The following is an 18,310-nucleotide window of genomic DNA, read 5'->3' on the forward strand; positions in this document are numbered from 1 at the left end:
TATTCTCCTAATATCGGGCTTTAAGCAGGGGGAGTCGTTACTACTGGTGATTTTGCTCTGCTTATAACTCTTAATATTTCGATTATAGATATTTTATGGTCTTTATCTCGTGATATTTTAAAATTTTCTAGAGCAGTAGGTGAAACGAGGCAGGGGCTTGATATTGCTTTAACTCCGCTTGAAATAATTGACAAACCTAATGCCAAGAATTTGATAATTAAAAAGGGAGAGATAATTTTTAATAAAGTAAAATTCCAATATAAAAATACTACGCCGTTATTTCAAAATAAATCGTTAGTAATCAAGCCCGGGGGAAAAGTAGGGTTGGTAGGTTATTCCGGAAGTGGCAAGACAACTTTTGTTAATTTGATCCTTAGAATGTATGATATAGCAGAAGGAAAAATAGTTATTGACGATCAAGATATTAAAGAAATTACGCAAGAGTCGCTACGTAATAATATAGGCGTAATACCGCAAGAAGCTTCACTTTTTCATCGTAGCCTTATGGAAAATATTAGATATGGTAGACCTGATGCTTCAGATGCAGAAGTAATAGAGGCTGCTAAAAAAGCTTATGCACATGAGTTTATTGAAAAATTACCGCTTGGTTATGAGTCGTTAGTTGGTGAGCGAGGTATCAAGCTATCAGGCGGACAAAGACAGAGAATAGCAATCGCAAGGGCTATTCTTAAAAATGCTCCAATTTTGATTTTAGACGAAGCCACTTCACAACTAGATTCTGTGACTGAGGAATATATTCAAAAAAGCTTATGGGATTTAATGCAAGGAAAAACAACGATAGTAATTGCCCACCGTTTATCAACGCTCTTGCATATGGATAGGATTATTGTTTTTGATAAAGGTAGAATTGTCGAAGACGGCAGCCATAACGAGCTACTAGATCGTAACGGGTTATATAAGACTTTATGGGACTCTCAAATTGGTGGCTTTTTGCCTGATAAAGAATTAGCTGTTGTGTAATTCTATGTAGGTTACATGGCTCATATGTCATTCCTGTGTAGGATTTACCCGTGTGGATTTAAAAAAAGCCCGCAATGTTATTCCTAGCTAGAAGCGGGAATCTAGAAAAATAAACATAAAAGCAGAAAGTTTTTAAAATTAAAAGCTTAGGTATCTCGCTTTATGATGGATTCCCGCCGTTGCTAAGAATGACATATAATAATAACTGTCCGGTACTATTGTACAAGCCACGGGAGGCATTGCCTGCGTGGATCATTTTCCCCTGTCATCCCGTGATTTATGAACTAGAGCCAGTTAAAAATACTAATAAAATTAGTATTTTTTATTATTTTCTGGATCTAGTTAGCAAGCCACGGTATTGTAAGAAAAGAAAGTGATATAATATAAGTTATAAATGTAATATAAACATTTATAAGAGAGTGTTAATACCCTATATAATGATATAGGGTATTAAGCGGGCGTAAGCGACCGTCACGGTATAGTAGGTTTTATACGACCGGAGTCATCAAGGTACTATAGCCCGACTCTCGAGAAGTTTGAATAGTTGGAAGGGATGCGATAAGCACGCCCGATTACAATCCTAAACAATATAAAATCTCGAGGTACATATGATAAAATATCACAAACATATAGGAATTGATATAGGAAAATATAATTTTGTAGTAGGAATAGAGGGCATAAAAGATACAAAAGAATATGAGAATACAAGTTTCGGTATATTTGAATTTATTAATGATAATAAGGATATTTTAGCAAACTCTCTAACTGTAGTTGAAACAACAGGCGGATATGAACTAGAGTTATTGTATAGCTTATGTGAAAGAGGTTATGTAGTACATAGAGCAGATGCAAGAAAGGTAAAGAATTTTATCAGATCATATGGTAATAGTGCAAAAACAGATAAGTTAGATGCTAAAGCATTAGGATTATATGGTAAGGAGCGAGCAGATAAGCTTGAAGTATTTAAGCCTGAATCAAAACAAAATATACAATTATTTCGGTTAGTACAAAGACGGAATGATTTAAAGCAAATGTTAGTTGCCGAAAAGAATAGATTACAACAAGCAAATACAGATAAGTTTGTTAAAAATAGCTGTATAAATATGATAGATGTTTTAAGTAATCAAATTACAGAGATTACTAATCAGGTAGAAGTGATTATATCATCAGATCAGCTGTTAAAAGCAAAGCATGAGATATTGAAAGAGATAAATGGCATTGGTAATATAGTTGCTTTTGAGTTATTAATATTATTACCGGAGTTAGGGAAGTTAACAAGACGGCAGATTGCTTCTCTTGCAGGGCTTGCTCCAAAAGCTAATGATAGTGGTAAATATCAAGGATATAGAAAGGTAGGACATGGTGTAGAGCAGGAGTCAAGCTATACTATTCCTTGCTGCTATGTCAGCCCGTAATAGCAAGACTTCTGGTTTAAGACTCTTTTATGAGCGACTCATTAACAATGGTAAAAAGAAAATGGTCGCTCTTACCGCTTTAATGCGTAAAATTATTGTCATCGCTAATGCTAAATTAAAATCTCTTCTTTTTAATTTAAAACATAGTTGATGACATCGAGGGCGTTTTCCGATCCACGCAGGCAATGCCGCTACGGGATGACACCAAGAACGTTTTTCGATTTATGCAATAATAATTCCTTACTTCCCAGCTCTTTTACGGTCGTTAGGGTCGAGTAGAGCTTTACGTAAGCGGATAGATTTCGGTGTTACCTCAACTCGCTCATCATCTTGTATATAGCTGATTGCTTGCTCTAAAGTTAAAAGCATTGGCGGGGTTAATTTAATAGCCTCATCTTTACCGGATGCTCTAACGTTGCTTAGTTGTTTAGCCTTAAGCGGATTTACTTCTAAATCGTTATCACGGCTATGTTCACCGATAATCATCCCTCTATATACTTTGTCACCTGGATTGATAAACATTTTTCCCCTATCTTCCAGATTCCATAGAGCGTAAGCAACAGCGTCACCATCGCCGTTAGAGATAAGTACGCCCTTAGTCCTCCCTTCGATAGTGCCTTTATAATCAGCATAGCCATGGAAAATACGATTCATAATACCAGTACCACGAGTTTCAGTTAAGAATTGGCTGTGATAACCGATCAAACCTCTTGATGGACCAATAAAGGTAACACGGCTTTTGCCGCCACCTGATGGTCTCATATCAGTCATTTCGCATTTTCTAAGCGATAAGGAGCTTACGACCACACCAACATAATCATCATCAAGCCGATCAAGCAAGGACTATATAGGTTCTTGTTTATTGCCGTTTTCGCCTGTTTGGAATAATACTTCTGGTCTACTGATTGATAATTCAAAGCCCTCACGACGCATAGTCTCGATTAAGATACCAAGCTGTAATTCTCCACGTCCTGCAACTTGGAAAGCATTTGATCCAGGTGCTTCGGTTACTTTAAGGGCTACGTTACTCTCAAGTTCACGCATTAACCTGTTGCCAATTAAGCTTGATGTAACTTTCGTACCCTCTTTACCTGCAAGTGGTGAGTCATTAACGCTAAAGGTCATAGATAGGGTTGGTGGATCAATCGGTAGCGATGGCAGTGCCTCAGTTACTTCAGGTGCACATATCGTATCAGCAACGTTAGCATTTTCAGCACCAGCAATGGCGATAATATCACCAGCCATAGCCTCATCTATAGCGATTCTCTCGAGTCCTCTAAAAGCTAATATTTTAGTGATTCGCCCATTTTCAAGTACTTTATTTTCACGGTTTAGTACTTTAATATTTTGGTTAACCTTAACGCTACCGCTTTGTACTCTACCAGTTAAAATTCTACCGAAAAAAGGATTGAATTCTCTAGTAGTAACAAGCATAGAAAACGGTGCTTTAGCATCAGCTATAGGAGCATGTACATGCTTTACTATCAGGTCAAATAAAGGTGCAAGATCATCTGCTAAATTATCTAAAGGATTTATCGTTTCATCAAAATTTAAAGAAGCTCTGCCTGCTCTACCTGAAGCATAAACTATTTTATCTATGAAATTAAGCTGATCATCATTTGCTTCTAACGCTACAAATAGCTCATATACTTCATCAATAACTTTGTTTATTCTTTGGTCGTCTCTATCAATCTTATTAATAACAACGATAGGTTTTAAACCAAGCTTTAAGGCTTTAGAAAGCACAAATTTTGTTTGTGGCATTGGTCCTTCTGATGCGTCAACAAGTAGCACAACGCCGTCAACCATGCTAAGTATGCGTTCTACTTCACCGCCAAAGTCAGCGTGTCCTGGTGTGTCTACTATATTGATACGTACATCACCCCACATAAGGGCAGTACATTTGGCAAGTATGGTAATCCCACGTTCACGCTCAAGGTCGTTAGAGTCCATAGCACGTTCGGCTACTTGTTGGTTAGCTCTAAAAGTACCGCTTTGTTTAAGCATGTTGTCAACAAGCGTGGTTTTCCCATGATCAACGTGGGCAATAATTGCTATATTACGAATAGATGTCATCTTTAAAAATTCTCACAAGTTTACAATAGTTTTCTGCATTATATACCAAAATAGCAAAAATTGGAATAAACTTCTTGTAAAACTCATGAATTCAATTTAAAGAACAATATATATTAACTTTTACAATTCCATTTATGAAGCAAAAAAAACTATTATGTCTTGATGTCGACGGAACAATATTTTTCAAGAGTTTGCATAATTACCTTGGTGAGAAATTAATGATAGCCCATAAATTTGGGATGTCTATCACCGAAGAACTAATAATACAATATACAGATGAATTTTTAAGAAATCCGTCTTTAGGTTGGAGGAATAAAGAAAGATTAGTTACTTTAGTAAAAAAAGCTTGGTCATCTGAATATGAAGTGGCACTAGTATCATTTAACGATTATCCGCAAGCCGTGAAATATGCTATGACAAAAATACTTAAAGAAGATGTGGAAAAGCTACATATAGTATCTTATTTACCGGCAGCTTTGAAGAAATATTATATGGTTCATCCCGTTTGTGACAAACAGAAGCATATAGAAGAAGCTATGCAAAAAGCAGGAGTAACAAATCCGGCAAATGTATTATTAATTGAAGATACATTATATAATGTAGAGGCTGCAAAAAAAGCTGGAATGAAAGCTGTATTAATAGAGTCGCAAGATACAAGTTTTAAGATTGCTTTTGACGCTTTAAGGGAGCTTAATAAAATTCATGGGGTTGATAATGTTAACCTGGAAGAACCTTTGACAGAACCAGAGCTTGAGGTTAGTGATAGTAGTGAGGATGTTAATATGGGTGATAATCAAGAAGATTATAAATCTGATGGTGAATGTACAGAAGGGCAGCAGGAGATGGATGTACAAATGCTAGGGTAATATTCAGGCTAGACAAATCATATTATGTTATTTATTCTTGATTAGTGGAGTGTTTTAGATTATTCGTCATTGCGAGGAGAAACTGTAAATTTCGACGTGGCAATCTCAGGAGGTTTATATTGTTTTATGAGATTGCCGCGTCGATGCGTTGCATCTCCTCGCAATGACAATTTAATAAAAACAGAGTTATATCGTGCAGTATAGATTATTAGGGTTGCTTTTAATAATAAGTTTTTCATATTTTGTTCAGGCAGAGTTGCCAAATAAAGAAGATAATTTTAAAGTTAGAGTGGCTATTGTTGATGTTCAATCGATTTTAGAAGGATCAATGGCTATAAAAAATTTGCGTAATAAAGTTGAAAAAATTAATCAAAAAATTCAAGAAGATATTAACGCCAAAGAAGCAGAATTTAAACCTATGGAAGAAAGCGTGATGAAAGAACGTTCTTCTTTAAGTGAAGATGAGTTTGAAAAGAAAGTAAGCGAATTTTATGAAAAAGTTACTGAAGTAAAAAAAGAAATTCAGAGTAAAAAAGCAAGACTTGAGCAAGCTCATGCTGAAGCTATGAGCAAAATTCATGAATTAACGATTACAATAATTAGTGAGCTTGCAGAAAAATATAGCGTTAATTTAGTCATTCCAAGTGCTCAAATTTTATATGCGAAAGATAATTTAAATATAACTTCTGAAGTAACTTTTATATTGAATGAGAGATTAAAAGAAGTCCAAATCAATTATAATTATTAATAAGTATCAATATGGCAGAATTTACACCGATTACAATTGCATACGGGGATGGTATAGGTCCTGAAATAATGGAAGCCGTGCTTTATATATTACGGAAAGCTGAAGCACGAATCCGCTTAGAGACTATAGAAGTAGGGGAAAAACTCTATGTAAAGCACTATAGTTCAGGTATAAGTGAACAAAGTTGGGAGTCGATAGAACGCACCGGAGTTATACTTAAAGCTCCGATTACTACGCCGCAAGGAGGAGGGTATAAAAGCCTGAATGTTACGATTCGTAAAACATTACAACTTTTTGCTAATATTCGCCCCTCTGTTTCGTTCTATCCGTTTACCAAAACTCTACATCCAAATTTAAACCTGACTATCATACGTGAAAATGAAGAAGATTTATATGCTGGTATAGAATACCGCCAGACGCATAATATGTATGAGTCGGTTAAGCTTATTAGCCGTACCGGTTGTGAGAAAATTATCAGATATGCCTTTGAGTATGCAGTAAAAAATAACCGCAAAAAAGTTACTTGTTTAAGTAAGGATAATATCATGAAATTTTCCGATGGGATTTTTCATAAAGTATTTAATGAAATTGCCAAAGAATATCCGCAAATCAATAATGAGCATTATATTATCGATATCGGCACTGCAAGGCTTGCGACTAAACCGGAAATATTTGATGTTATTGTAACTTCTAATTTGTATGGTGATATTATTTCTGATGTAGCAGCTGAAATTTCAGGTTCGGTAGGCTTAGCTGGTTCTGCCAATATCGGAGAGCATTATGCAATGTTTGAAGCAGTACACGGAAGTGCTCCTGATATTGCAGGTCAAGACATCGCAAACCCATCAGGGCTATTAAATGCTGCTATAATGATGTTAGTGCATATAGGGCAGGGTGATATTGCCACTCTAATCGAAAATGCTTGGAAGAAAACTATAGAAGACGGCATGCATACAGCAGATATATATAATAAAGACCATTCTACTAAGAAAGTTGGTACAAAAGAATTTGCTGAAGAGGTAGTAAAAAGGCTAGGTCAGAAGCCAGAGAAATTAGCTAAAGCAGATTATCCGTTAGTTACTAAAAAGCAAGAAAGTAATACCACATATAAAATCAACACTAAAGAGGTGAAAAAATTAGTCGGCACAGATATATTTGTAGGTATGAATGTCGCTTCTGCTCATGATATAGCTGATAAGGTAAATAAGCTGGATATTGGTAATTTTGAGCTAAAAACAATCTCTTCTAAAGGGCTGAAATTATGGCCTCGTGATACAAGATTCGAGACCATATCCGATCATTGGTGTTGTCGTTTTATGGCTAAAGATGGAGTAGAGCTTAAACATTTAGACATAACGAAATTACTTGAGACCTTAAGCAAAGCAAATATCGACTTTATCAAAGTAGAAAACCTTTTTGAGTTTGATGGAGCAGCTGGATATAGCTTGGCACAGGGGGAGTAAGTCGTCATTGCGAGCGAGCGTAAGTAGAGCGTGGCAATCTCATGAAGTAAGACTCCTGAGATTGCTGCGTCAAGGCTTTGCCTTTCCTCGCAATGACGGAAAAACTTAAACAAATAAATAATAATATATGCACAACATCACCTCCTCATTTACAACAGCTTCCTCAGCTTCAGAAATTCTTGAGTTAATAAAAAATATAACCGCCGAGGCATTAATTTTTCTAGATGTAGACGATACTATTATAACACCGAAATCAGTTACTTTTAGAAAACCGCCCTATAATCAAATGCTTGATAGAATTAAGGCAAATAAAGGTAATTATGATAATTTTGAAGAAATTGTCAGTAATTGGCGTTTGCAGCGGAAAGTGATACTGATTGATGAAGAGTGGGGGCAGGTTTTAAACACTCTTAAAAAACATTATTTCGTTTATGCCCTTACACAGATGAGTAGAGGGAAATTTGGTAATATTCCATCTATGCAAGAATGGCGATATGAAGAATTGAAAAGTTTAGGTATAGAATTTTCTGACAATAAAAAATTGGCAATTTTTAATTCAGCTAAAAAAGATGATGCTGTTTTTTATAAAGGGATATTTATAACCGGTAACCATTCAAAAAGTGGTACTTTAGCCAAATTTTCTAAAGAGTTACAAGCTAGTTTTATCGTGTTTGTTGATGATCGCAAAAATCATATAGAAGATATGCAAAATTATTGCGAAAAGAATAATATCGGCTTTTTAGGTATTTTGTTTGACGGACTTAAAAATTTATTAGGAGAATCTGAACCAAAACTTGCCCGGTTTCAAGAGCAATATTTGATAGAAAATGCTGAATGGCTTGAGGATGTGGAAGCTTATAAGCTTATGGCAGAGAGTAGTTAGGTTATTTATGCATAGGGATTGTTCCAACCCTGTCATCCCGTGGTGGATGAATAAAATTAAAAGAGATAATAAAATGAGTGTAGTTTATAAGGTGGAAAATTTGGAAGATGCACGAGATTTTTTATCTTCTGCACAAGGTGAGTATATATTAACAAATTCTGAAAGCAGTGTAAAATATTATGGTATGTTAGTAGTTGATCATATGCTTAAAACTTTACAAAAAGAATTTCCTAAAAAAGTTATAGACGTTATTGTGGATATTGATGATGACCATGCAGCTTTATTTACTGCAATAAAACTAAATTATAAAAATATAGTATATATGGGTAATTCTGAAGAGGCTAAAGCGTTACTGAAAAAATCATGAACATAAAAGATATAGGAGTAATAATTGCTAAGAAGCCGCTAAAGGAAAATACGTTTATTATTACAGTTTTTACTAAAAATCATGGTTTATATTCAGGTGTTGCAAAGGAATCTTCGAAAAAAAGTAAATTCATATATCAAGAAGGTAATGTAGTAGATTTTTTATGGCAAGCAAGACTCCATGAACATATCGGAATTGCCAAATGTGAGCTTGTCAAATCTTATATCGGTCATTTTATTATAAATAAAGCTAAGCTATATGCTTTTAATTCCGTCATATCTTTAATCAAAGAGTTATTTCACGAAAGAGAAGAGCATTATAATTTTTTCTCATTGCTAATAAACTATCTGGATAATCTAGCAAAAAATTTTTGTTTTCATGATTATATTAATTTTGAGCTAGCACTGCTTGCTGAAATGGGCTATGAACTTGACTTTACTAAATGCGGTGTTAGCAATACTACACAAGATTTAGCTTATCTATCACCTAAATCAGGCAGAGCTGTATCATATGAAGTAGGTGCACCTTATAAAGATAAGTTATTACCTTTGCCAAAATTTTTGCTATCTGGTAATGACAAAATTACCTTAGAAGAAAAAAGGCAAGCTTTAAACTTAACAAGTTACTTCTTTAATAGATATTTGTTTCATAATCATAGACAGCCTGAGATAAGACAAGTGTTTGTAGAATATATACTTGAAAAAGATGCTATTACTGCTTAGAGGTTGTATGCTTGGATCGAAAAGTACTTTCGGTGTCATCTAGTTGCTTGTACCTGCGGCATCCAGAAAATAATAAAAATATAAATATTATTGATATTTTTAACTGGATCCCATCAATAAATCACGGGATGACAGGGAGGAGAATGATTCACGCAGGCAATGCCACCACGGGGTGACAGCAAATAAATTTACAATAAATTAACGTACTCTACCAGTTGCTGGGCTTTTTTGTAATGAATCACTAACTGCTGCCCCAAAATCCTTTACACTTGTAGCAAGCTTACCATTGGCTATGGCAGAATTTACAGCTGCACTAACAGTAACTTTTATTACTTCACATACAGCAAGTACAACTCCCCATGCAGCTTTCAAAATCTTATTTTCACCTACAAAACCGTGCAATTTTTCTTGTGCTTTTTCTGCTTGATCAGTTACAAACTTTTGTAACTTACCAAGCGGAGTATTTTTTTCTAAATGTTCAGCTAAATTTTTTATAGGTGATGAGATAATTTCATCAATATTATTTTTGACATTTTCAGTATGATTTTTGAATTCTTCACTAATAATATTAAAATCTTTCATAGCATTTAAAAGAGCTTTGTTTGTTGGATCTTTACTTATTGCTTTTTTTAAACTCTCTATTATTTTATCAAAATTATTATTAACTTCTGTTAATTTTATCCCGATATCATTAAATTTTAGTTCTTCTTTATTTTGTTTTTCGGGTTCTTGTCCCCCTATAGTAATTTCTCTTACCATTTTTTTACTCCAAAATTATTTACTTAAAGATAATTAAGATTTCAGAAATGTCAACAATACTCTTTATAAACTTTTTGACTTTAATAACAAAATATTTGTACTAAGTAACGGGGCAAATACATATTTTGACTTCATTTAATAATGCTTTGTTGCTTATATCTTTATTTAACTCTTTACGCACTATATCAAATATCTCACCTAAGCTTCTTTCCTCTGCCATATATTTAAATATATACTTAGTATTAGCTAATATCGACATTGAGATATTAACATTATTTAATACCCCATTATTAATAGTAAAATTAATAACATTACTTATTGTTGAAGCATTAGATTCTAGATACTCATAAATTTGTTTAGCAAAATTAGTGATATTATAGAAATAAGGCACATTATCAAGATCATCAAGTGATGCTACACTATCTTTTTGATTTGATACATAAAAAGAGTGTTTAGTAATATTACCAGTAAGTATTTCACAAATTGCTTCTTGAGCTACTTTATCCATTTTCTTAATTTTTTGCAAAAGGGATGAATCTTTTATATAATTTTCTGGTTTTAATAAAACTTTCTCAATCGGATCAAGATAATCAACAAAATTTAAACTGGCATTTTCTACAAGTTTATATAACTCAGGAATAGAATAGGCTTTATCTCGTTTATGCAAAAACATGTCGTAAACTTCAGCTTCACTCAAATTTTTATAATTTGAAAATAATTCCCAACCTCTTTTATGCCAATTAGTAGCAGGCAAATTATCTAAAATTAATTTTCCGTTTATCACCTCTTCGACACGGCTTTTAGCATCTTTATTCACCATATTCATTAAATCTTGAATCTGATAAACACCGGTACGACCATATTTTGCGTATACCATCAAACCCATACCACCTTTTGGCTTTAAAGAATCCTTTAGATTTTTTAATCCCATATCGGGATTCGCTAAATGATTAAGTGCATCGGTACAATTTATGTAATCAAATTTTCCAAGTTTTAGATTAGGTATATTTAATATAGAATCGTTAACCCATTTGATGTTTTTAAGACCACGTATTTCAGCACGTTTTTGTGCTACTTCCATACTAGACTTGTTTAAATCCAAATATATTATCTCGGCATTTTTATTTTTCAGCTGATCTGCAAGATAAATAGCCGAATCACCTGTGCCGCCACCAACTACTAAACATCTAAAACCATTATCAAAATTTTCTTTACCTTTATATAAAAAATGATTTAACTCTCCTAAAAACTCACCGCAAACAGTAAGCAAACGTTCTTTTTCTTGATTTGGATCTCTAAATGGATGGGGATAGTTTTGATAATGCTCTTCGACTTTGGCTAAATCTTTTGAAATTTTTGTAGAAGCATCTTTTATTTTTTTAAAATTGCTCATAAACATCATTTTTAAGTTATTATTACATCTTTTATAATTAACTGAATAGTGTAATTATTTTGCCAATTATTTGTCTTTAATGTTCCTAATACAGAAATATTATGTGCTTTAGGACTAAGTAATACCTCTTCAAATGAAGTACCTAACGAATTAAAAGCAATAGCTTGTAATGCTTTACTACTGGAACTTTTTTTATTCGGAGCAAACAAGCATCTAATATGCTTACTTCCCACTATATCCGCTTTTAATACAAATAAATTATCAAATTTAAATATAGGTTCATAATTACCTTGACCAAAAGGCTCCAAAGTACTTAATTCCTCCATTAAAGGTAAGTGGACGCTACTAAGACTTAAATCAAGATCATATTCTGCTTGCTTATAATTTTCTAGTCTATTTAGACTAATTCTAAAAGCGTTGTTTAAGAATTCTTGTAATTCTTGTATTTTTTCGGCAGCTACTGTAAAACCTGCTGCCATGGCGTGTCCTCCGCCTGTAATTAGTAAATTTTTGACTTTAGCATTAATAATCTCAGCACCAAAATCAATACCTAAAATAGAGCGACAGGATGCTTTACCAATTCCGTCATTTAGGGCTATAACTGCTACCGGCTTATCAAACTTCTCTTTAAGTCTTCCTGCAACAATACCTATAACACCGGGATGCCATCCTTCTTTAACAATAAATAATAAACTATTATCTTGCTGTGTCTTAGCCATTTCCATTGCTTCTTCTATCATCAGCATTTCAATGACTTTACGTTCATTATTATGTTTCTCAAGCTCTTCAGCTAATTTAAGAGCTTCATTAGAGCAATTGGTAGATAATAGATTAGCACCTAAACTTGATTTTCCTACTCTACCACCGGCATTAATACGCGGACCTAAAATAAAACCTAAATGATAGCATTTTGGGATTTCATTAAGCCCTGCCATATCATATAACGTTTTAATACCGATATTTTGCCTTTGATGCATTATCTTTAAGCCGCTCGATACAAAAGCACGATTTAACCCAATAAGCTTTACCATATCGCATACAGTACCAAGAGCCACCAAATCCAAATATTTCATCAAATTAGGCGGAAGAGTTTTCTCAAAATAATTTTGCCTCTTTAAATCTGATAATATCCCAGTTGCAAATAAAAAAGCAACCCCTACAGCTGCAAGATGTTTACATTCACTTGTCTCATCAACACGATTCGGGTTTACTATAGCTACTGCTTCAGGTAATATTTCAGTAGCTATATGATGATCAATAACGATTACGTCAAGCCCTGCATCCTTTGCGTATTTCAAGGCTTCATGAGCCATCGCACCACAATCAACTGTTATTAATAATTCAGTGCCGTTATCTTTAATTTTTTGCATAGCAGAAGGAGTAGGACCGTACCCTTCAGCTATACGATCAGGGACATAAATATCACAAACAATATTTAAATCTTTGAAAACATTTTTAAGTAATGCTGACGAAGTAGCACCATCGACGTCATAATCAGCAAATATACATATTTTTTGCTTACTTAAGATAGCTTTAATAGCTCTATCTACTGCCTTTTGCATATCAAGCAGATGGAAAGGATCGGGAAGCAAATTTTTGATTTTCGGCATTAAAAAATCTTCTGCCTTAGCTATATCATCAATCCTTAAAGATATCATTCTAGCAAGCAAATCACTGATTTTAAAACTACGGCATAATTCTATGACTATTTCCTCGTTAACGCTTCTACGCTGCCATATTTTACCATTTATAGATGCTTGCGATTTCATTAATTACCTAAATTGTTTAAACGTTTCCATATGATGTTAGGTAATTATACAACAAAAATCATCATTTTTACCCATACAATCAAACGTGCCACAATCACTTTCCTTTTCCGAATCTAAAATTTTTGTTTGACTATTATTATCACTATCCTTGTGCTCTTTTAATGAGTCTGTATCAGCAGTGATACTAATTATTTCTAAATCTTCATCATTATAGTTATCTTTTTTCTTTTCTATTTCATTTAACAAGTTTAATTCATTACTATTTAAACTGTTATTAGAATCAGCTTTTTCTATTCTTACATTTCCAATTGAAACGCTAGACATTCTACCTTGAGGATCAATGTATATATCGTTATATCATTTTCAGCTTTATCCATACTTCACCTCTTATAGATTTGTTCTATTTTTCATATAATTTTAGAACTAAATTCTTGACTCATTCCAGCTAAAATTAAATAGCTTTCCTCTTCCATGTCTAAATAATTTATATTTAGACAATTATCATTTTCTATTTTTTTTATTTTTTGTTCTCTTAAGTGTTTCTTATAAGCATTAATATCTCCTTTACCATTGTAAATAAATCCGACATTTTTTGCAGTTTGTTCTAATATATATTTATTATAATTTTTTAGATCCACATCGCCATCTTTACCTATAAATCCGGCTTTCTTTGCCGCTTGTTTTCTTGTATATTTATTATAAGTTTTTATATCAGCTTCGCCATCTTTATCTATAAATCCAGCATTTTTCGCAGTTTGTTTTCTGAGGTACTTATCATAAGCTTTTATATCCCCATTACCTTCTTTATCAATAAGCCCAGCTTTCTTTGCTGCTCCTGCTCGTAAATATTTTCTATACGCTGTTTTATCTCCCTTACCATCTTTATCAATAAATCCAGCTTTCTTTGCTGATTTCTCTTCTCTGTAACCTGCATAGGCTGATAAAAGTTCTTCTTTATTATCAGAATTTTTAAAACCAAGTTTTTCTGCTTTAAACTGTAATCTTCTAATTTCTAATCTTTCTTTTGATAACTCTTTGCTTGTTTTATTCTGAGATTCTTTCAATAGTTTACGTTTACCCATATGAACCCTTTATATATCTGAAAGCTTCTTAGCCTCATCATTTGCAATTAAAGCCTCAATAAATTCATCTAACTGTCCGTTAATCACCTCATCTATTTTATAAAGAGTAAGATTTATTCGATGATCCGATACACGTCCTTGTGGAAAATTATAAGTACGTATACGCTCTGAACGATCCCCAGAGCCTATTTGCTTACGTCTATTATTGGCTCTTTCTTGATCTTTTTTCCTACGTTCTTCTTCATATATTCTAGCACGTAAGATCTTTAATGCTTTAGCTTTGTTTTTATGTTGGGATTTTTCATCTTGTAGTGCTACAGTAATACCGGTAGGTATATGTGTTATTCGGACAGCAGAGTCAGTTGTATTAACGTGCTGCCCTCCTGCTCCCGAAGCTCTATAAGTATCAATTCTTAAATCTTTTTCTTCAAGTTTAATATCAACATCTTCTACTTCAGGAAGTACAGCAACAGTAGCAGCCGAGGTATGAATACGCCCCTGCGATTCAGTTTCTGGAACACGCTGCACTCTATGGACTCCTGATTCAAATTTGAGTTTAGAGAATACATCTTTACCTTTTATAGATGCTGAAACTTCTTTGTATCCCCCTATGCCTGTCTCATCAATAGATAATATCTCAAAACGCCAGCCTTTTAATTCCGCATATCTTTGATACATATTAAACAGCTTAGCAGCAAAAAGTGCTGCCTCTTCACCGCCTGTGCCTGCTCTAATTTCAATAATAGCACTTTTACTATCTGCTTCATCTTTTGGTAGTAAAGCTATTTTTACAGAACGCTCAAGAGTTGGCAAGGAATCTTCAAGATTGCGTATTTCTTCCTCAATCATTTCTAGAGTTGCCTTATCTAAACTAGGCTCTTGCTTAAAATTATTTGCCTCTTCAAGTTCAGCCTTAGCTTTGTTATATTCTTTAATTTTTTGGACAATATCTTCAAGGTCAGCATATTCCTTGGAAGCTTTAACAAATTCTTCCCCTCCTATTCCTGAGGATAGTTTTTCACTTAAATCCTCATATTTACCTAAAATTTTTGTCAGATTGTCCGAAAAGCTTGAAATATTCATATTATTTTATTTGTGATTTGTTTGTGGTAAGGTTGCTTATTACTATTTAATAAAGCATAGGTAGACGAAGATCAACTTCAAAAAAAGCAAGGAGTCCATAAGACGAGGAGCGGAGCGTACGCTTGGTACGTGAGCACCAGAGTACTTATAGGACGACGTAGCCAATTTTTGAAGTTCATCGAGTATACAACAACATTAAAGCAGGGCTTTCTATAAACCTCTTAAATGCAGCTAAGAATTCTGCTCCAACTGCTCCATCTACTACTCTGTGGTCAGCAGAAAGAGTTACGTCCATAATTGTTGCTATACTTATTTGATCATTTTTGACTATAGCACGCTTTGAGCTACTACCAACGCCCATTATACAACTTTGCGGCGGGTTAATTATAGCATTGAAATTTTTAATACCATACATACCAAGATTTGAAATAGTAAACCCTCCGCCTTGGAATTCTTCGGGAGTTAATTTATTTTCTCTAGCTTTCTTGATTAGTCCTTTCATTTCACTAGACAGATCTACAATATTTTTCTGGTCAGCATTTCTAATTATCGGAGTAACAAGTCCATTTTCGATCGCTACCGCTACTGAAATATCAACATTATTGTAGTATCTAATAGCATCATCCCCCCACGATGCATTAGCGTTCGGTACTTCTTGCAAAGCTTTAGCAACAGCTAGGATAATAAAGTCATTTACTGATATTTTTGCGGATTTATCATCACCAAAAGACTTATTAATATCTTCTCTTATATCTAGTAACTTATCAACATTACATTCTATTGATAAATAAAAATGTGGAACTGTTTGTTTTGATTCAAGAAGACGCTTAGCTATAATTTTACGTATATTGTTATTAGGTGCTAAACGATATTCTTCAGGATTTCTACTAACTATCTTATTACTTAAGGCTTTTGAGCCGCCTTTATGTGATAACACATCTTGTTTGATTATTCTGCCATGCGGTCCACTGCCTTTAATTTCTTCAATTCTGACATTTTGGATTTTTGCGAGTCTTTTAGCAAGCGGTGAAGCAAACACTTTAATATTGTTTTGATCTGAAGCGGTCGTAATATTCTCTTCCTTAACGTTCTGAGGAGCTATAGTTTCAGCAGGTTTTGATATTTCTTCTTTTTTAGGTGAGTTACTGTTATTTTTCGCTATAAATTCTTCAATTCCGGATAATTCTTCCCCCTCTTCGATTAATACCGCTATTAACGAATTCACAGGCACGTTCTGACTACCTTGAGGAATAATTATTTTAGCAAGAGTGCCTTCATCCACTGCCTCCACTTCCATAGTTGCTTTATCGGTTTCGATTTCAGCGATTACTTCTCCGGGATTGATTTTATCCCCTTCTTTTTTTAACCACCTTGCTAAATTCCCTTCCGTCATAGTTGGAGATAAAGCAGGCATTAAAAGTTTGATTGGCATAATTTATTATAGTTTTGATTGTTTTTATTGTCGTCTTCTTTGCGTAGTATTTGTCATACCGCAACTTGATTGCGGTATCTTGTATCACAATCCGTGTCCTGAGATCCCGTGGTCAAGTCACGAGATGACAGGATTACGCCCCCATCACACCTTATTGTCAGGGCTAACTATCATTATCATTTGTTTGCCTTCCATTTTAGCTTGCTGATCGATCTTAGCAAGTCCCTCTAATCCTACTTCTATACGTTTAAATAATTCCTCACCAACATCCTTATGAAGAATTTCTCTACCTTTAAACCATAAAGAGATTTTTACTTTATCACCATCTTTTAGAAATTCTTTTATTTTCCTTAGTTTAGTTTCAAAGTCACCTATACTAATATTAGGTTTGAATTTCATTTCTTTAAGTACGACTATTTTTTGCTTTTTACGTGCTTCATGCAAACGCTTTTTGCTTTCGTACCTAAATTTACCGAAATCTAAAATTTTACATACAGGAGGATCAGCATTAGGCGATATCTCAACCAAATCAAGACCAACTCTTTCAGCCATATCAAGTGCTTGCCTAATATTTACGATGCCATGCATCTCGCCATTTTCGCCTACTAAACGAACCTCTCTAGCTCTGATTTCTCTATTAGCTTTAGGAAAATTATTTTTAGAAATAAAACTACTCCGTCTTATGTTGTTTTATATTGCATTTAACTTATTTTACTCTAAATTACAAGTAAATAAAATATTTTATCTTTATTTTTATATATTCTATTAAAAAAATGGGAAAGATATAATTAAACAAATACCGAATACTAATACAGCGACAATACCAAATATTGTTAGACAAATTCTAGTTAATTTAGCAACTTTTTCCTTTATTTTTAAATTTTGTAATTCTATCTCATGTTTATGAGCTTGCTCTTTTTGTGCCATATTCACTAACTTTTCCAAAGTACCTGGATAAATATTTTCATATTCAGTAACTGTATCAATTGGCGGCAATATATGCTCAAATTTTTTACGATAAAAATTTTTATCTATTTCATTAGAATGAAAATTCTTAGCATAGCCTTTGTTTAATCTATTATTTTTTGTAAAAAAACTTTTAGTCTCTTTCATATTCTCTTATTATTTTTTGAAACGTACATGCTAAATTATCTCTTACTACCTCAAAATAGTCAAACAATGCTACTTCTTTCTTTTGCTCTATATTGTTGCTTGTTTTGAATATAGTCTTTAATTCATTAAAAATCACTTTTATAAAGCGTTGTTTCATT

At 33.5% G+C, this 18,310-nt stretch carries 19 protein-coding genes and 2 pseudogenes; 9 read left to right on the forward strand and 12 right to left on the reverse strand.

Annotated features, from left to right (window positions below; genetic code table 11):
• Positions 1-20: 20 nt before the first annotated feature.
• Positions 21-194: a hypothetical protein gene (locus RBE_RS09070; protein ID WP_228368749.1), complete on the reverse strand. Its 174-nt coding sequence runs from the start codon at positions 192-194 to the stop codon at positions 21-23.
• A 16-nt stretch (positions 195-210) separates the two neighbouring features.
• On the opposite strand from RBE_RS09070, the gene RBE_RS01450 reads away from it, so the two are divergent.
• From RBE_RS01450 to RBE_RS09075, 3 genes are all read left to right on the forward strand, one after another.
• On the forward strand, positions 211-981 hold the full coding sequence (locus tag RBE_RS01450) for an ABC transporter ATP-binding protein (protein WP_011476975.1): 771 nt from the start codon (positions 211-213) through the stop codon (positions 979-981).
• Positions 982-1,589: 608 nt separating this feature from the next.
• Complete coding sequence (locus tag RBE_RS01455; protein WP_011476976.1) at positions 1,590-2,396, forward strand: IS110 family transposase; 807 nt, start codon at positions 1,590-1,592, stop codon at positions 2,394-2,396.
• Positions 2,383-2,547: a hypothetical protein gene (locus tag RBE_RS09075; RefSeq protein WP_011476965.1), complete on the forward strand. Its 165-nt coding sequence runs from the start codon at positions 2,383-2,385 to the stop codon at positions 2,545-2,547. The genes RBE_RS01455 and RBE_RS09075 overlap by 14 nt, the downstream gene beginning before the upstream one ends.
• A gap of 89 nt (positions 2,548-2,636) precedes the next feature.
• Here the strand turns inward: RBE_RS09075 and typA are convergent.
• Positions 2,637-4,472, reverse strand: a pseudogene (gene typA, locus RBE_RS01465) (translational GTPase TypA).
• Positions 4,473-4,690: 218 nt separating this feature from the next.
• Between typA and RBE_RS01470 the strand changes: the two are divergent.
• The 6 genes from RBE_RS01470 to recO all read left to right on the forward strand — a co-directional run bounded on the left by RBE_RS01470 (position 4,691) and on the right by recO (position 9,521).
• Positions 4,691-5,338, forward strand: a complete 648-nt coding sequence (locus tag RBE_RS01470; RefSeq protein ID WP_143549749.1) for a hypothetical protein — start codon at positions 4,691-4,693, stop codon at positions 5,336-5,338.
• A gap of 193 nt (positions 5,339-5,531) precedes the next feature.
• Positions 5,532-6,086, forward strand: coding sequence for an OmpH family outer membrane protein (locus RBE_RS01475; RefSeq protein WP_011476980.1), 555 nt, complete (start codon positions 5,532-5,534; stop codon positions 6,084-6,086).
• 11 nt (positions 6,087-6,097) lie between these two features.
• A complete protein-coding gene (locus tag RBE_RS01480) occupies positions 6,098-7,549 on the forward strand; it encodes an NADP-dependent isocitrate dehydrogenase (RefSeq protein WP_011476981.1) in 1,452 nt (483 codons plus the stop codon).
• A 127-nt stretch (positions 7,550-7,676) separates the two neighbouring features.
• Complete coding sequence (locus RBE_RS01485) at positions 7,677-8,432, forward strand: DUF2608 domain-containing protein (RefSeq protein ID WP_011476982.1); 756 nt, start codon at positions 7,677-7,679, stop codon at positions 8,430-8,432.
• Between the two features lie 73 nt (positions 8,433-8,505).
• A complete protein-coding gene (locus tag RBE_RS01490) occupies positions 8,506-8,799 on the forward strand; it encodes a hypothetical protein (RefSeq protein WP_041804778.1) in 294 nt (97 codons plus the stop codon).
• Positions 8,796-9,521: a DNA repair protein RecO gene (recO, locus tag RBE_RS01495; RefSeq protein ID WP_011476984.1), complete on the forward strand. Its 726-nt coding sequence runs from the start codon at positions 8,796-8,798 to the stop codon at positions 9,519-9,521. Before RBE_RS01490 ends, recO begins: the two co-directional genes overlap by 4 nt.
• Positions 9,522-9,719: 198 nt before the next feature.
• On the opposite strand, the gene RBE_RS01500 is transcribed toward recO, so the two are convergent.
• The 10 genes and pseudogenes from RBE_RS01500 to RBE_RS08810 form a co-directional block, all read right to left on the reverse strand.
• The gene (locus tag RBE_RS01500) at positions 9,720-10,280 is read right to left on the reverse strand and encodes a hypothetical protein (protein ID WP_011476985.1); all 561 of its coding nucleotides are present in this window, start codon (positions 10,278-10,280) and stop codon (positions 9,720-9,722) included.
• Between the two features lie 63 nt (positions 10,281-10,343).
• Positions 10,344-11,673: pseudogene (locus RBE_RS01505) on the reverse strand (class I SAM-dependent methyltransferase).
• Positions 11,674-11,684: 11 nt separating this feature from the next.
• Positions 11,685-13,442 carry a single-stranded-DNA-specific exonuclease RecJ gene (gene recJ, locus RBE_RS01510; RefSeq protein WP_011476987.1) on the reverse strand — a complete coding sequence of 586 codons (1,758 nt, stop codon included), beginning with the start codon at positions 13,440-13,442 and terminating at the stop codon, positions 11,685-11,687.
• A gap of 36 nt (positions 13,443-13,478) precedes the next feature.
• The gene (locus RBE_RS01515; RefSeq protein ID WP_011476988.1) at positions 13,479-13,766 is read right to left on the reverse strand and encodes a hypothetical protein; all 288 of its coding nucleotides are present in this window, start codon (positions 13,764-13,766) and stop codon (positions 13,479-13,481) included.
• A gap of 83 nt (positions 13,767-13,849) precedes the next feature.
• Complete coding sequence (locus RBE_RS01520; protein WP_011476989.1) at positions 13,850-14,524, reverse strand: hypothetical protein; 675 nt, start codon at positions 14,522-14,524, stop codon at positions 13,850-13,852.
• 9 nt (positions 14,525-14,533) lie between these two features.
• Positions 14,534-15,607, reverse strand: a complete 1,074-nt coding sequence (gene prfA, locus RBE_RS01525; RefSeq protein WP_011476990.1) for a peptide chain release factor 1 — start codon at positions 15,605-15,607, stop codon at positions 14,534-14,536.
• Positions 15,608-15,782: 175 nt separating this feature from the next.
• The gene (locus tag RBE_RS01530) at positions 15,783-17,039 is read right to left on the reverse strand and encodes a pyruvate dehydrogenase complex dihydrolipoamide acetyltransferase (protein WP_011476992.1); all 1,257 of its coding nucleotides are present in this window, start codon (positions 17,037-17,039) and stop codon (positions 15,783-15,785) included.
• Positions 17,040-17,183: 144 nt separating this feature from the next.
• Entirely contained in the window at positions 17,184-17,723 is a 540-nt protein-coding gene (gene infC, locus RBE_RS01535; protein WP_081423312.1) for a translation initiation factor IF-3, read from the reverse strand.
• A gap of 81 nt (positions 17,724-17,804) precedes the next feature.
• Positions 17,805-18,152 carry a DUF2335 domain-containing protein gene (locus tag RBE_RS01540; protein ID WP_011476994.1) on the reverse strand — a complete coding sequence of 116 codons (348 nt, stop codon included), beginning with the start codon at positions 18,150-18,152 and terminating at the stop codon, positions 17,805-17,807.
• Positions 18,139-18,309: a hypothetical protein gene (locus RBE_RS08810; protein WP_012152124.1), complete on the reverse strand. Its 171-nt coding sequence runs from the start codon at positions 18,307-18,309 to the stop codon at positions 18,139-18,141. Before RBE_RS08810 ends, RBE_RS01540 begins: the two co-directional genes overlap by 14 nt.
• Position 18,310: the final 1 nt, after the last annotated feature.

The organism is Rickettsia bellii RML369-C, assembly GCF_000012385.1.
In the GTDB taxonomy this organism is placed as follows: domain Bacteria; phylum Pseudomonadota; class Alphaproteobacteria; order Rickettsiales; family Rickettsiaceae; genus Rickettsia; species Rickettsia bellii.

What these genes read in the sequence shown, in the direction of transcription:
- RBE_RS01455 (WP_011476976.1), top strand. Translation starts at nt 1,590, where the DNA reads ATGATAAAATATCACAAACATATAGGAATTGATATAGGAAAATATAAT.
- RBE_RS09075 (WP_011476965.1), top strand. Translation starts at nt 2,383, where the DNA reads ATGTCAGCCCGTAATAGCAAGACTTCTGGTTTAAGACTCTTTTATGAG.
- RBE_RS01470 (WP_143549749.1), top strand. Translation starts at nt 4,691, where the DNA reads ATGATAGCCCATAAATTTGGGATGTCTATCACCGAAGAACTAATAATA.
- RBE_RS01480 (WP_011476981.1), top strand. Translation starts at nt 6,098, where the DNA reads ATGGCAGAATTTACACCGATTACAATTGCATACGGGGATGGTATAGGT.
- RBE_RS01485 (WP_011476982.1), top strand. Translation starts at nt 7,677, where the DNA reads ATGCACAACATCACCTCCTCATTTACAACAGCTTCCTCAGCTTCAGAA.
- RBE_RS01490 (WP_041804778.1), top strand. Translation starts at nt 8,506, where the DNA reads ATGAGTGTAGTTTATAAGGTGGAAAATTTGGAAGATGCACGAGATTTT.
- recO (WP_011476984.1), top strand. Translation starts at nt 8,796, where the DNA reads ATGAACATAAAAGATATAGGAGTAATAATTGCTAAGAAGCCGCTAAAG.
- RBE_RS01500 (WP_011476985.1), bottom strand. Translation starts at nt 10,280, where the DNA reads ATGGTAAGAGAAATTACTATAGGGGGACAAGAACCCGAAAAACAAAAT.
- recJ (WP_011476987.1), bottom strand. Translation starts at nt 13,442, where the DNA reads ATGAAATCGCAAGCATCTATAAATGGTAAAATATGGCAGCGTAGAAGC.
- RBE_RS01515 (WP_011476988.1), bottom strand. Translation starts at nt 13,766, where the DNA reads ATGTCTAGCGTTTCAATTGGAAATGTAAGAATAGAAAAAGCTGATTCT.
- RBE_RS01520 (WP_011476989.1), bottom strand. Translation starts at nt 14,524, where the DNA reads ATGGGTAAACGTAAACTATTGAAAGAATCTCAGAATAAAACAAGCAAA.
- prfA (WP_011476990.1), bottom strand. Translation starts at nt 15,607, where the DNA reads ATGAATATTTCAAGCTTTTCGGACAATCTGACAAAAATTTTAGGTAAA.
- RBE_RS01530 (WP_011476992.1), bottom strand. Translation starts at nt 17,039, where the DNA reads ATGCCAATCAAACTTTTAATGCCTGCTTTATCTCCAACTATGACGGAA.
- RBE_RS01540 (WP_011476994.1), bottom strand. Translation starts at nt 18,152, where the DNA reads ATGAAAGAGACTAAAAGTTTTTTTACAAAAAATAATAGATTAAACAAA.
- RBE_RS08810 (WP_012152124.1), bottom strand. Translation starts at nt 18,309, where the DNA reads ATGAAACAACGCTTTATAAAAGTGATTTTTAATGAATTAAAGACTATA.